Here is a 14,013-nt window from a genome sequence, read left to right on the forward strand (position 1 = left end):
CCCGATAGAACCAGGCTTCGAGGTCTTCTGGTTTGATTTCTAAGGCTTTGTCGTAGTCGGCGATCGCATCTTCATGCCTGCCTAAATCACCCAGTGTAACTCCCCGATAGAACCAGGCTTCGTATAAATCTGGTTTGATTTCTAAGGATTTGTCGAAGTCGGCGATCGCATCTTCTCGCCTGCCTAATTTACGCAGTTTAACGCCCCGATTGTACCAGGCTTTGTGAAAATCTGGTTTGATTTCTAAGGCTTTGTCGTAGTCGGCGATCGCATCTTCTCGCCTGCCTAATTTACCGAGTGCATTGCCCCGATTGTTCCAGGCTTCGTGATTATCTGGTTTGATTTCTAAGGCTTTGTCGTAGGAGGCGATCGCTTTTGCGTATTCTTCACCAAAGCTATACAATAAACCTTGTTCTAAAAACAAATCAGCTTTTTGTTCTGGTGTTGGCCCATACTCATCAATTAAAACTTGAATTCTCACCAATTCCCGTTTCCGTTCTTGAGGAGTCAAAGCGAGATCATCTTCTCGGTTCCATCTTTTCCAACAAGCTTGCCTTTTTTCAGATTCTTGAGTCATAATTTGATATTTTTGTGATAATTTTAAAGTATTTTTTGTAGCCCATCTTAGTCCGCGCTTGAGTGGACTTCGTTTGTCTAGAAGCGATTTCAATCGCCGCATCATCTAAGTTGGGTGGGGGCGGGTTTTTGAGATTGTCGGTTTTCGGCAATTATTATTTGTAAAACCCGCCCCTACAGCATTTATCAGGCTTGATATTTTTTCAGAATAGCAACTTTTTCGGGGAAAATTTCGATCGCCATTTTGTCATCATAACGAGTCGCCAGCGATCGCCTCACCTCGCCCAAAAACAGCGGCTGCGACAGCCCAGGTTCAGGATGTACCACTGTACGAACCCGGATTGTCATGTAGTCTCTGCCACGCCCAGAGCGCCCTGGAGAGTACAAGTCCGCAGCCGCTTGCCGCATCGTTGCTTCTAATTCAGATTCCGTGATCGTAGGTGGCACAGTAACTACTGTTTGAGCGCCGCCAGTATCGTAAACTAAAGAATAGCGCACCGCACCCGGAATTTCTGTACGGGAAAACAGTCCCAAACCCAGACCAAATATACTCGCAGCAATTACTCCCATAAAGCTGGTCACTCCCACCAATCGGAAGCGAAAACCCCATTTGAAGATAAATGCTATAACTGTTAGAATAGCTAAAGCTCCTGTCAGAATTCCCGCCCATTGGGCGTACATTAAAAGGTTAGAATTTACGTTCATTTGATGATTTGTTGACTGTTGACTGTTGACTGTTGACTGTTGATATTAGTTACCGATACCCGATGCCCAATGCCCAATGATTAATTAAGCGTTTCGGGCCACAAGCAGATAAGTCATCATATCGCCTTTCCCCTTCACTGGAATCACGCCGCGCTCCTCAAAAACGTACTTACCCCGCAGGCGTTCGTAGGTAGCAACTGTCACCTGAATGCTGCCGGGGACGCCTTGAGATTCCATCCGGGAAGCTGTATTTACCGTATCTCCCCACAAATCGTAAGTAAATTTTTTAGTACCGATTACCCCAGCTTCCACGGGGCCTGTGTGGATGCCGATGCGGATGCTGAGCGGCTGACCTCCCTTGGTACGGATCTTAGTCATTGCTGCTTGAATTTCCAGGGCCATTTCCGCGATCGACTCGGCGTGGTCGTCGCTGGGCGTCGGCAAACCGCCAACCACCATATAAGCATCGCCGATCGTCTTAATTTTCTCAAGTCCGTAGCGCTCGGCCAACTCGTCAAAAGCCGAAAAAATTTCGTTGAGCAACTCCACCAATTGGGCCGGCGATAAATGAGCCGAAAGCTTAGTAAAACCGACCAAATCGGCAAACATCACTGTCACCTCAGCGAAACTGTCTGCGATCGTAATTTCCCCGTGTTTCAGGCGCTGTGCGATCGCCCTCGGTAAAATATTTAACAGCAAACGCTCGGACTTTTCCTTTTCCTGGGCCAACTCATGTAAATACGCCTGTTCCTTATCCCGCAGTCGCTTCTTTTCCAGACAAGCGCTAATCCGAGCCTTGAGCAATACCGGATTGAACGGTTTAGAAAGATAATCCTCCGCCCCCAACTCTATACACCGCACGATACTGTCGATATCGTCCACCGCCGAAATCATAATCACCGGGATGTAGCGCAACTTCTCGTCCGCCTTCAGACTTTCGAGCACCTGATAGCCGTTCATTTGCGGCATCATAATGTCTAGGAGAACCAAATCAAAAGGATGGTTTCGCAACATTTCCAGAGCTTGGAGACCATCTTCAGCAACAGTCACCACATGGCCTTGACGCTGAAGTCGGCGGGCCAGCAAATCGCGGTTTACCTCATTGTCGTCAACAACCAGCACGCTGCCCTCGTCACCTTTCATGTCAGGGCCTCTTTGAGAAGAGTTTCAATTTTACCCAAAAGTCGGGGAAACTCGACCGGTTTAGTGTCATAGTCATTGCAGCCTGCAGCAAGACACTTTTCACGATCGCCCGCCATTGCGTGAGCCGTCAGCGCAATCACCGGAATCCTGCTAGTTTCAGGAGCCGCCTTAATTTGCTGCGTTGCTTGCCACCCGTCTAGAACCGGCAGACTCATATCCATCAGAATCAAATCTGGTACTTTCGCGAGCGCCATCGACACCCCCTCAGCACCGTCAACAGCAATAAAGACCTCGTGTCCCTTGCGGGCCAGACGCCTGGAAAGCATATCCCTGTTCATTTCGTTATCTTCGACCAACAGGATTTTAGCCATTGGTGTTCTCCTTGCCTTTCGAGTCGTACCTGCGATCGAACCTGTCATTGACTATAGAGCGAACATCGCGCAACAAAGTATCGCAACTGTAGACTCCCTTTTGTAGCACCCGCTCGACGTAGCCGTTTAGCTGCTGGCTTTCGGTCGGTGTCAAATTTTTCCCCGTGATCACAACAATCGGTATAGGATCTCCCGAATGGGATTTACGAATTTCCCCGATCAACTCAAAACCATCCATTTCTGGCAACATCAAATCCAGTAATATCAGGTGCGGGCGAGCAACTTTTAGCCGATCGAGAGCAGCGCGTCCGCTATCAGCTTCCGTTACTGCCCAGCCTTGTGTTTCTAGTACGCATCGCAGTATTTCGCGCGTGGCAACGTCGTCTTCCACAATTAGAATCTGACAGGTCAAATTGTTACTTGCAACGCCGTCTTGGTCGCGTCGGTACTTGTTCAACAAGGCAGCCAGCCGTTTGCCGTCCACTGGTTTGGTGAGGTAGTCCGAGGCACCCAATGCAAAGCCGAGGCTTTTGTTGCCCACAAAGGATAGCAGGATTACGGGAATTTCGGCAAGGTCAGGATCTGCCTTCAGCGCTGAGAGTACCGCCCAGCCGTCCATTCCGGGCATAATCACATCCAGGGTAATGGCGTCTGGCCGTAGTTGCTTAGCCAGCCGGAGAGCTTGCTCGCCGCCGCCGGCGACTTCTACGTGCAGTCCTTGGCGACTGAGGGCGCGCTGGATTAAATCCCGCGAGATCGGGTCGTCGTCAACTACCAGCACCGTGCCGATAGCGGGGGCGTCGGGAGGGTTTGTGCTGTCGTGAACTTTGTTGGGGATTTCCGGATGTTTGATGGCTTTGGGCAAGAGCACGGTGAAAGTGGTGCCGGAGCCCAAGGTGCTGCTGACTTCTATGCTGCCGCCCATCATTTGACAGAAGCGCTGGCTGATTGCTAGTCCCAAACCGGTGCCGCCGTACTTGCGAGTAGTCGAGGCATCAGCTTGGGTGAAAGGTTGGAAAACTCGCTGCAATTGCTCTTTTGTCATGCCGATGCCGGTGTCGGCGACGCGGAAACTTAAAAATTCGGAGTTGGAAATTAAAATTTGGGAAGATTCCTCTTGATTTTTCATTTTTAATTGTTCATTTTTAATTCTTTCCACTCCGATCGCAATTCTCCCGTTTTGTGTGAACTTAGCAGCGTTGCTGAGCAAGTTAAGCAGCACTTGCCGCACTTTGGTCATGTCCGCGTGCATGGTGTCGAGGTTGTCTGGACAGTAAACTTCTAGGGTATTACCATTTTTCTCGACCAGTGGTCTGGCAGTAGCCACAGCACTTTCAATTAAGGTATGAATGTCGAAGGTTTCTAAGTAAAGATCCATTCGGCCTGCTTCAATTTTAGAAATATCTAGGATGTCGTCAATCAGGGACAGCAGGTGTTTGCCGGCGCTGCAGATTTTTTCGAGGTCGGGGACGGATTCGCAACTGCCCAATTCTTCGGCTTCTTCTTTAAGCATTTCGCTGTAGCCGATGATGGCGTTGAGGGGTGTGCGAAGTTCGTGGCTCATGTTGGCGAGAAATGTGCTTTTTGCCCGGTTGGCTGATTCTGCTGCTTCTAGGGCCAACTGCATGGCGGATTCTGCCTGTTTGCGATCGGTGATGTCTTGGACTGTGCCTTCGTAGTACAAAACCCTGCCGTTTTCGTCGCAGATGCTGCGCGCGTTTTCGGAAATCCAGATTGTGCTACCGTCTCGGCGGTATATTTGGGATTCAAATTTTGACACTTGGCCGCGCGCGCCCAATTGGGCCATAAACTCGGCGCGCCGATTGGGGTTCACGTAAAATTGATGGTTGATATCGGTGAGTTCGGCAAGCATTTGGGTACTGGATTCGTAGCCGTAAATTCGAGCTAGTGCGCTATTGCCGCTGAGGTAGTACCCGGAAGGCGTTGTCTGGAATATGCCTTCGACTGCGTTTTCAAAGATGCTGCGGTATTTTGTTTCGGATTGTCTCAAGGCTGCTTCTGCTCGCTTGCGCTCTAGGGCATTGGCGAGCATTTCTCCTACCATTTTTAGCTGTGTGGATATTGTGGATATTTCGGTTCCTCGACCTGCTGTTTGCTTTAAGCCCTCGAATCCGAGAAATCCTACTAGGTTTTTACTACAACTAATTAGGGGAATAATTATCAGCGATTGGATATTTTTTAGGTGTTTTTGTGATTCTAATTTATTGATGGAAGCGCCCATTGCAGGTATTGAGGCGGTTGCTGTTTCATTGACTGTTTGGGATGGGGAGTCTGTCTGGAATTGGGCTGGATTTTTACCGATAAAATAGGCAATTTCGGCGATTGCTGAGGGCGGGATTTCGCCAATTTCTGGAATATAGAGGCATTCGGCGCGATCGAGCTTTTCTGCAATCCAAGGGATTTGTGCGATGTCTATTGGTTTGTCGGTGCTGTTTTTGACTGCCGGAATGCTTTCGCCGCACCACTCGTAGGTTTTGTCGGCGCGGGTTTTGTCGAATGATAACAGGTAGATGTAACTGCGGTCAAACCCGCTCAAGGTGGCGATCGCTTCTAGGGTTTGATCGATGCCTTTGTCTATTTCTGATAAGGGCTGGCTGATGAAATGGGTTGACAAACGGGCAATCAATTGAGCGAATTCTCTTCGATACTGCAAAGATTGTTCTTCTTTTTTGAGTTCGGTAACGTCTCGAAAGATCCAGACTCTACCGACTGTTTTCGATCCGACTTTTGATGGCAACGAATTTAATTCAAAAATTTTTCCGTCTTTAAATTCTAATAATTCGCTGATTTGAGTATCTGAATCTGCCGACACTTTAATCGCGTTTTCGAGAAATATTTGCGGGTCTTGTAATTGTTCCCGGGCGTTGGGTAATCCTGTTTCGATCGTGTTTTTGACTGTGCCGAAGGTCGATCGGCTCAACTTTCCTTGGCTGGCGGACAAACCCCACATCTCTAGAAAATTCTGATTATAATTACATATATTGCCGTTTCTGTCAACCGCCAAAATTCCTGCATCTGTAGATTTTAGAACTGCTTGCAGTATCGAGAGCGATTGCTTGTGTTCTCTAATGTCAAAAATGTCAAAAAACACCAAGACTGATATTTCGCTGCCCTCAACGGCGGGATGGAAAAAATAGGAAACTGGTAAAATCTTGCCGTCGCGACACAAAAACTCGTCGTCCCAATTGTTGCAAGGTTGACCCGAAGCGATCGCCTGTTGTAAATCTAGTGTAGATGCGATCGTCCCATCTTCAGTATTGCTGGGCGACTGTTTCGTAGCCGTCAAAACTTGGGATTTGTTACCTTTCTTTTGCTTCCCGATGCACTCTAGCAGAGAAAAGCCTGCAAGTTCCGATTCTCGCCATCCCAGCAAGCGTTCTGCCTCTGGATTTACCGAGATTACACAGCCCTTCGCGTCAAGGATACACAATCCCGCTCCCCAACTGTTGACACTCGCCCGCAGTCGATCGAATTCTGAAGCTGTTGGAGAGTCTTGAGGGGACTGGGGGGAGTCTGTTAAATCCTTTAACGCCACTGTCTCGTTGTTCAAGCAATCCTGCTGCTGAAGTTCTTGCTGATTCTGAACTCCGTCATAGCTACAACTTACCTGCTCTAATAAAAGCTGCCACTGCTCAGCAGTGGGAGGAGGAGACTCGCCGACTAAACCGAGCTGTTCGAGTTGGCGCTGGAGGTGGGGGTGCATATTTTCTGGCACTTTGTAGGCAACTTTCTACAGTATATCTTTTTAATTAATAGTATATATACGTAGGTATACGGTTAGGGGAAAACTACGCGATCGAAGTCTATCACAGGTTTTCTTGAGAAGCCGAGGGATCATCTCTGCTCTCCAAAATCTTTCAAACTGCGCTAATTATATTTATATCCTAATGGCTTTATTGATTTGGCTATATGTGGAATTTTTTGATACGTGATAGCGAAATAATCAGCAAATTGCGGAGGCTAATAAAACCGACAACGCTCGAAAAGAAATGTCAATAAATTATTATTTGTCAGACTTTTCGGTTGAGATTGAAAGGTCGGTGAAAATAGCTGGCAGCCGAATAGTAAAGGTAGAACCTTTGTCCACCTCGCTGAATGCGGTAATGTCTCCGCCCATCATTTCGCAGAATTTCTTAGTAATCGTCAGCCCCAAACCAGTGCCGCCGTACTTTTTAGTAGTTGAGGAATCTGCTTGGGTGAAAGGCTCAAAGATTCTGGCTAACTGTTCGGGACTCATGCCAATGCCGGTATCTTTGACCGTAAAAATGATCCAATCTTGAGCGGAAGATAATAGAGACAAGCTATTTTCATTTTGGCCACCTCCTCTATACGCTCCAAGTGTTTTGCCTTTCTTTGCAGAGTCGGCAGGGGGTTCGACGGATCGGGTAACGGCAAAGGTAATCGCGCCGGAGCAAGTAAATTTCGCGGCATTGCTGAGGATGTTGAGCAGAGACTGCCGGAGTTTAGTCAAGTCGGTCTGCATTGAGCCAATATCATCGGGGCATTGTATTTCTACAATATTGCTATTTTTGTCTGCCATCGGCGCGATCGTGGCAACTACTTCCTCAACCAGAGTTGAAATGGTGAAGGTTTCGAGGTCGAAGTCGATGCGACCTGCTTCAATTTTGGTCAAGTCGAGAATATCTTTAATCAGCGCGAGTAGGTGCTGGCCGGCCGTGTTAATTCTCTGGAGGTCGTCGATGAACTCTTCGGCACCTAGGTCTCGGGCGTCTTCTTGCAGGATCTCGCTGTAGCCGATGATGGCGTTGAGGGGGGTTCTGAGTTCGTGACTCATGTTGGCGAGAAAAATGCTTTTGGATCTATTTGCAGCTTCGGCGGCTAATGCGGCGCGGCGGAATTCTTCGGAACGCAAGCGTTCGGTGATGTCGGTGGTCATGATTAAAACGCACTGAGTGCTGCCGAGGTGGATGAGTTCCACTGACAGCAGCCAGTCGCGCACTTCGCCGGCTTTGGTGCGAATTTTGATTTCTTGGTTGCTGATCGAATTTTGTGATTGCAAAATCTGGGCGAGCCGCCCCCCGTCTTCTGAATTGACAAATATTCCTAAGTCGCTGGGAGTGCGGCCGAGAAATTCGTGCCGCAGCCAGCCTAATGAGCGCAAAAAGCTTTCGTTGGCATCGAGGAAGCATCCGTCTGTGAGGGTGCAGATGCTGATCCCGACTGGGGAGGCGTGAAAGGCTTTGGAAAATCTTTCTTCTGAAGAACGCAGGGCGGCTTCGGCTTGCTTTCTGTCTGTGATGTCTTGGACGGTGCTGGTGATGTAGAGGGAGGTGACGGCGGCTTGTTCGTAGACTGTGCGGTTGCTACCGTCGGGGAGTATGAGCCTGTAGTCGATGCTGTAAGGCTGTTGCTGAAATAAAGCGGCTTCGATCGAGGTTTTGACTAATTCTCTGTCTTCAGGGTGCACGTATTCCAAGAAGGCTTCCAGGCTGGGTTCAAAAGTTCCCGGTTGCTCTCCCAGGATGCGGTAAATTTCCTCTGACCATCGCAATTGCTGGGCGTTGCGGTCTAAGTCCCAGTTGCCTAGCTGGGCGATGCGTTGGGCGTTAGCGAGGCTGGCTTCGCTGGCGCGCAGGGAGACTTCTGCTTGGTGGCGTTCGGCGACGGTGGCAGCTAAGACTAAGCCGGTGACGGCGATGACGGCGATGAAGGCTTGCAGGGATAACAGTGCTTGGGGGATACTGCTGGCGTGTTTGAGGAAGGGGCCGCTGCCTCGGGCGATACCCCAGATGGCGAAGCCGCAGAGGATGAAGTTGGAGAGGGCGGTGTAGCGCTGACCGAATCGAAAGGCAGCCCAAACTACTAGGGGAAATGGTAGGTATTCGAGGGGATAGCGGGCGTAGGCGGCGCGGGTGCGGGAGCAAAAGACGAGCCAGCCGACTGCTAGTAGCAGCAGCAGCCAAATCGCTCGTTCAGCTATCTGTTTGCGATGGGTGGGGACTTTGGGCAATTGTTGCCACGTCAGTAGCAGCGGGGCGACGAGCACAATTCCCATGGCGTCTCCGACCCACCAAGTCCCCCAAATCGTGCCAAAATCGCTCCAGCTAGATATACCACTCAGGCATACGAGGATGCTGCCGATGGTGGAGCTGATCAGGGTAGATCCCAAGGCTGCTAGTCCGACTATTCCTAAAACGTCTTTGAGCCGATCGAGCCCGGCGCTAAAGTTAAGGCCTTGGAGTAGATAAGTTCCCGTCCACGCTTGCAGGCTTCTGGCGCCTGCCGATATCAATGCCGTGGCGATGTTGGCCGACGGTACGCTCATGCTGAACAGGAAGCCTCCGATCGCGATTCCCGGCCACAGTTGCCGCCCAAACAGCAGCAGGGCGACTTGGGCAATTCCTGCTGCTGGCCACATCGGGTAAATTTCTGAACTGAGGGTGAGGGTGGAAATGGCGAATTGCGACGCCCAATAGTAGACCAGGGCGATCGCGCCTACTGCGAGGAAGTACCGCCAGGAATGTCCTTTGATTGCGTTAAGGAACTTTGTCTGCATGGTCGTTTGGGGAAAAGGTGGACGGTTGTTGGGGTCTCAGTATGTGGCACGGGACAGGCACAGGGTAGAGAAAATGTTTCTATTAGGTGATGGTAGGTCATGGGTGGTAGGTACTGGGAGAAGCTTTTGAGCTAACTTTTTGTGGTGCCGTTGAGGGAGCGGTTTTTTTGTTCGATCAAATCTGCCCATGAATTTCGGGAGTATCGCTTTTTTGTAAATATATCTCTAATGGCTAAGCAATTGGTTTGTAAATTTTGGTTTTTGTTAAAAATTTATTACCGAGCGACAGCGGGTGTCTTTTTGTGTCGGGCGATCGTAACTCAATGCACCCTAACATCTTGCACCCCGATCGATAATACCTAAAATACCTAAAATACCAATAACAGAGACGTAAAATCTCTGCTTTTAGGTATGTTTGGGTCAATAAACACGGTTTCTGATTAGAACAGCAGGCGGTAGTTATTTTCACTAGATTTTTAACCAATCAATCAAGGCTTCAAGTCTTGCGCTTGGATACAGTGAAAGCGGATATATTACAGCAAAAAAAAATTTTTTGTCTATTTCTCTTTGGCTGTTGCAATATCTAAGGTTAGTGTCAAACGCTCTTGAGATTCTTTAAGGGCGTCTTGGGGGTTGCGGCCGAGAAGGGTTGCCTCTATGGCGCGACCGAGGTTTTCTGATAGGCGGGAGTAACCTGATATAATGGGTCGCGCTCTAGCTGAGTTCATTTGTTCTAAAAATACTTGCAAAACAGGGTTTTTTTCCACAAAGCTTTGATAAGCTTGGCTCTGTCTCGATTTTAAGTTAATGGGTAAATAACCTGTTCCCAATGCCCATGCTGTTTGGAATTCTTCACCTATAACGTATTCTAAGAATACTAGGGCTGCTCGCTCTCGTTCTGGCGAGGTTTTCATTAAAAATAGGTTTTCACCCCCTACGACGGCTGCGGGGCGTTTGAGGATGGGTAAAGGCATTGCTCCGTAGTCGATCGCGCTTTGCTGCAACTGTGCTAGCGTCCACGGCCCGGTGATTTGCATGGCGACTTTCCCGGCGATGAAATTGTCGAGTTCGTAACCGCGTTCGGGTGCTGACAATATTGCTGAACCTTCTTTTAACAAGTCGCTCCACAATTCTAAGGCGGCGTGAGAACCGGGATTATCTATTTGGGGTACAGGATTTTGAGGTATTTCGCCTTTGAGTTCGCCCCCTGCACTGAACATGAATGGCAGCCAGGTAAATACTGTCCATTCTCCTTTGCCTAGGGGGAGCACTATGCCGTGTTGGTCTGTGCGGCCGTCTCCGTTGGTGTCTCGCGTGAGCGATCGGGCTGTTTGCTTTAATTGCGCCCAATTCTGGGGCACTTTTTTGATTCCTGCTGCTGCAAATAAGCTGGGACGGTAAAATATGGCGACGTTGTTTGTGCCTAGGGGAACTGACCAAATGTGTCCGCCGAGTTCCATTGACTCGAAGAGTGCCGGGTAGATTTCGGCTTTCCGGGGCGATTTGTCGATCCAGTTTTCTAACGGCACAATTGCGTTTAGTTCTGCTAGTTTTCCGGCACTTGTAGGACTATTCCACAGCAAATCCGGCGGTGCATTTCCAACTATTGCTGTTAGAATTTTTGGCAGTTGTTGGTCGGGCTGACCGATGTAAATTGGTTTGATCTGGATGTTGGGATGTGTTTTGTTGAATTTGTCTGTGAGGGCTTGAAATACGTCGCGATTGGGGGGGGGATTGATGCCGTGCCACAGTGTGAGTTCGATCGGTTCGCCGTTTTTCGATGCGGGGGTTGTGCGGTTTTGACAGCCGCTTAATATTAGCAAATTTAAGGTAATTAAAATGCAGATCGCTAGTTTTAGTGGTCTTTTAATTGCTTTGGATAATTTGGAGAATATCATTTTTTATTTAGATTCAGGGAAGCAGACTTTTTTAACTGCAGATGAACGGGGATGGACGCGGATAGTTAGAGGTTGGTAAAACGAGCTAAATCTCGAAAATCTGCTGGTAGCTGATTTCTCTCTCCATCGGAGGTGTTTTGAAACAAAACAGTGAAAGCTCCTGCTCCTAGTCTATCTTGCGGCCACATCCGATAGCAAGGAATTTCTGTCAGGTGCGATCGATATTTTTCTAAATGAGGAACAGTGACTGGCCCCAATTCGGGGAATTTGCTTAACTGCCCTTCGCTGACTTGTTCATTTTATGCAGTTGAATAAGTGCAGCTCATGTATGCAAGATAACTTTGGGGCTCTACAATTTTAGCAGAATTGGCTAAAATTATTTTTTGGCGATTGGCATTGCTGTTGATGGTGACATTACAGCGGATTCCAGGTTTATAAAGTACACCCCAGAAACCGGGTTTCTTCTGGATTTCTCGCCAGAAACCGGTTTTATTCAAGAAACCCGGTTTCTCTGTACTTCACTTACCTGGAAAGTGCTGTATGAAAGCAGCCGGGTGCTTGTCTCTTTTTGCTAAGAGTGATTTACCAATACAAGGAGCATCTACTATTACTAAATTAGCCGTTTGTGGTATTTTTTCGGCAAGTATTTTTGAATCGACGTTGGCGGCGGCTGATGGTTGAATTTGGCAGCGTCTTAAATTAGAGATCGACATTCCCATGCGTTTGCCTATGGCTTCGTTGCACAACAGCAATTCTGGGTTTAATGTTTTCCAGGCAAATATACTTTTTCCTCCGGGGGCGGCGCACATATCTAATATTACTTTGATTGGCTGCGGTATTGTTAATAAGATAGAGGCGGCGAAGATTGAGAAAAAGTCGAGACAGTAGTAATGTTCTGCTTGATGTAAGGAATGTTTTCCCGGCTGGGATTCTAAGGCTAGTCTATCTACAAATTGGGGTTGCCAAGAAACTGGAATTTCGAGATTAAATGGGTTTTATGTTGGTTGTGGTTGCAGCCACAAAATAGCAGAATTAAAAGCTTGGGGATTAGTGACGGCGTGAATAAACTTTTCTTGTTCGGCGGTGTAGGCAAATAAGCTGCGGCTGAGTTTTAGCAGAAAATTCGACAATTATTTTCCTGTTCTAGTAGATATGCTAAAATTGAAATTAGCAGTAAAAAATGTAGATTATATGAAAATTTTTACTAAAACAGTTCTAGTTAACTTGGGAAGCATAGATGCAAATGTTGTTGCGTATATAAAACTCATTGGTTTTGAGCGATCGAGTTGGGCTGCACCTGAGTATCAATCGAGATTTTTTTTGCCGATCGCACAACTCGGAACAATTATAGAAGTGTATAATCTAGAAGCAAACTATTATTGTTTTAGCCGATCGATAAATATTACACGAGTCCGGTGAGTGAAAATACTCATAAACTCGCTTGTATCATAGCTGCTACGCGCTGAATAGTCTGTATAATATACTATGGTTTTTTGCCATTACCTAATTGACGACTAATGAGTAATGACTGAGGACTACTTACTAATAACGAAGAATCTATGAAAATTGTTTTTTTTGGCACTCCCGACTTTGCTGTCCCTACTTTATCCAGTTTGTTAAGCCACCCAGAATTTGAGGTTGTGGGTGTAGTGACTCAGCCGGACAAACGCCGGGGAAGAGGCAATCAATTGATGCCTTCACCTGTAAAAGATGTGGCTTTAAATCACAGTATCCCGGTTTTGCAGCCGCAACGAATCAAGAAAGATGCTGAAACCATTGCCAAATTGCGAGAAGCGCAGGCGGATGTGTTTGTGGTGGTAGCTTACGGCCAGATTCTTTCTCAAGAAATACTCGATATTCCTAATTTGGCTTGCGTTAATGTTCACGGTTCAATTTTGCCGAAGTATCGCGGTGCGGCGCCGATTCAGCGCTGTCTTTTTGACGGGGAAAAGACAACAGGAATTACTACTATGCTGATGGATGCTGGGATGGATACTGGGGCGATGCTGTTGAAGGCTTTTGCTGGGATTTCGCTGTTGGATAATGCTGATTCTTTGGCGGATAGGTTGGCGGAAGTTGGGGCGGATTTGTTGATAGAAACGTTGGTGAAATTGAGGGACGACAAAATTGAAGCTGTTGTTCAAGATGATGCTGAGGCGACTTATGCGCCGATGATTAAGAGTGCCGATTATGTGCTGGATTGGTCGAAAAGTGCGATCGCCCTTCACAATCAAGTTAGGGGCTTTTTCCCGGATTGCACGACGACTTTTCGCGGCAATTCTCTGAAGGTGATAGCTACTGTGCCCGTCGGGCCGGAATATTGGCTGCAAATGCCAGCAGATTTGAGAGTTTTGGAACGCGAATGGCCTGTTTTAGCCCAGTTGTCGGGCGCAAATGGGGAAGTTGTGAAGGTTGTGAAGGGCTTGGGGGCGATCGTCCAAACCGGTGATGGTTTATTATTGTTGCGGGAGGTGCAGTTAGCGGGGAAAAAGGTGCAGTCGGGAGTGGATTTTGCCAACGGAACTCGGTTGGTTGTAGGGGAAGTTTTTGGGATGGTTGAAGTTAAGGAATGAGAATTAAATAACTTCCACAAGTTTGTGGGATGGGCGTCCCGCCCGTCTTTTTTGGACGGGCGGGACGCCCATCCCACAATAACAATTAAAATTGTAAGTTCTTTAATTCGCGATCCTAAGTAAATGAGTGGTAGGGAGAAACCGGGTTTCTGCGAATCATTTGGGTTGAGTAGGAAAAATATAGGAAAAAACCCGGTTTCTGAGATTGT

12 protein-coding genes are annotated in these 14,013 nt (G+C 47.9%); 2 read left to right on the forward strand and 10 right to left on the reverse strand.

Annotated features, from left to right (window positions below; genetic code table 11):
* The 10 genes from QT973_RS16695 to QT973_RS16740 all read right to left on the reverse strand — a co-directional run.
* Positions 1-577 (reverse strand): tetratricopeptide repeat protein (locus QT973_RS16695; protein ID WP_333391740.1); only part of this gene is annotated, 577 nt, incomplete at its 3' end.
* A gap of 185 nt (positions 578-762) precedes the next feature.
* Entirely contained in the window at positions 763-1,281 is a 519-nt protein-coding gene (locus QT973_RS16700) for a Ycf51 family protein (RefSeq protein WP_333232194.1), read from the reverse strand.
* Positions 1,282-1,365: 84 nt separating this feature from the next.
* Entirely contained in the window at positions 1,366-2,424 is a 1,059-nt protein-coding gene (locus QT973_RS16705) for an adenylate/guanylate cyclase domain-containing protein (protein WP_333262279.1), read from the reverse strand.
* Positions 2,421-2,795, reverse strand: coding sequence for a response regulator (locus QT973_RS16710; RefSeq protein ID WP_015177895.1), 375 nt, complete (start codon positions 2,793-2,795; stop codon positions 2,421-2,423). The genes QT973_RS16705 and QT973_RS16710 overlap by 4 nt, the downstream gene beginning before the upstream one ends.
* Positions 2,788-6,519: a response regulator gene (locus QT973_RS16715; protein ID WP_333391741.1), complete on the reverse strand. Its 3,732-nt coding sequence runs from the start codon at positions 6,517-6,519 to the stop codon at positions 2,788-2,790. Before QT973_RS16715 ends, QT973_RS16710 begins: the two co-directional genes overlap by 8 nt.
* Positions 6,520-6,819: 300 nt before the next feature.
* On the reverse strand, positions 6,820-9,333 hold the full coding sequence (locus tag QT973_RS16720; protein ID WP_333391744.1) for an MASE1 domain-containing protein: 2,514 nt from the start codon (positions 9,331-9,333) through the stop codon (positions 6,820-6,822).
* Between the two features lie 557 nt (positions 9,334-9,890).
* The gene (locus QT973_RS16725; RefSeq protein WP_333208317.1) at positions 9,891-11,231 is read right to left on the reverse strand and encodes an ABC transporter substrate-binding protein; all 1,341 of its coding nucleotides are present in this window, start codon (positions 11,229-11,231) and stop codon (positions 9,891-9,893) included.
* 65 nt (positions 11,232-11,296) lie between these two features.
* Positions 11,297-11,488: a hypothetical protein gene (locus QT973_RS16730; protein WP_333053225.1), complete on the reverse strand. Its 192-nt coding sequence runs from the start codon at positions 11,486-11,488 to the stop codon at positions 11,297-11,299.
* A 261-nt stretch (positions 11,489-11,749) separates the two neighbouring features.
* Complete coding sequence (locus QT973_RS16735; RefSeq protein WP_333267726.1) at positions 11,750-12,208, reverse strand: hypothetical protein; 459 nt, start codon at positions 12,206-12,208, stop codon at positions 11,750-11,752.
* Positions 12,209-12,226: 18 nt separating this feature from the next.
* A complete protein-coding gene (locus QT973_RS16740; protein WP_333267711.1) occupies positions 12,227-12,361 on the reverse strand; it encodes a hypothetical protein in 135 nt (44 codons plus the stop codon).
* Between the two features lie 61 nt (positions 12,362-12,422).
* On the opposite strand from QT973_RS16740, the gene QT973_RS16745 reads away from it, so the two are divergent.
* Together QT973_RS16745 and fmt are read left to right on the forward strand one after the other, a co-directional pair.
* The gene (locus tag QT973_RS16745; RefSeq protein WP_333208315.1) at positions 12,423-12,650 is read left to right on the forward strand and encodes a hypothetical protein; all 228 of its coding nucleotides are present in this window, start codon (positions 12,423-12,425) and stop codon (positions 12,648-12,650) included.
* Between the two features lie 140 nt (positions 12,651-12,790).
* On the forward strand, positions 12,791-13,804 hold the full coding sequence (gene fmt / locus QT973_RS16750; protein WP_333053222.1) for a methionyl-tRNA formyltransferase: 1,014 nt from the start codon (positions 12,791-12,793) through the stop codon (positions 13,802-13,804).
* Positions 13,805-14,013 lie beyond the last annotated feature (209 nt).

Origin of the sequence: Microcoleus sp. Z1_A1 (genome assembly GCF_036700305.1) — a bacterium.
In the GTDB taxonomy this organism is placed as follows: Bacteria; Cyanobacteriota; Cyanobacteriia; order Cyanobacteriales; family Microcoleaceae; genus Microcoleus.

Coding starts and splice junctions, on each gene's coding strand:
- QT973_RS16700 (WP_333232194.1), bottom strand. CDS start 1,281: ATGAACGTAAATTCTAACCTTTTAATGTACGCCCAATGGGCGGGAATT.
- QT973_RS16705 (WP_333262279.1), bottom strand. CDS start 2,424: ATGAAAGGTGACGAGGGCAGCGTGCTGGTTGTTGACGACAATGAGGTA.
- QT973_RS16710 (WP_015177895.1), bottom strand. CDS start 2,795: ATGGCTAAAATCCTGTTGGTCGAAGATAACGAAATGAACAGGGATATG.
- QT973_RS16715 (WP_333391741.1), bottom strand. CDS start 6,519: ATGCACCCCCACCTCCAGCGCCAACTCGAACAGCTCGGTTTAGTCGGC.
- QT973_RS16720 (WP_333391744.1), bottom strand. CDS start 9,333: ATGCAGACAAAGTTCCTTAACGCAATCAAAGGACATTCCTGGCGGTAC.
- QT973_RS16725 (WP_333208317.1), bottom strand. CDS start 11,231: ATGATATTCTCCAAATTATCCAAAGCAATTAAAAGACCACTAAAACTA.
- QT973_RS16745 (WP_333208315.1), top strand. CDS start 12,423: ATGAAAATTTTTACTAAAACAGTTCTAGTTAACTTGGGAAGCATAGAT.
- fmt (WP_333053222.1), top strand. CDS start 12,791: ATGAAAATTGTTTTTTTTGGCACTCCCGACTTTGCTGTCCCTACTTTA.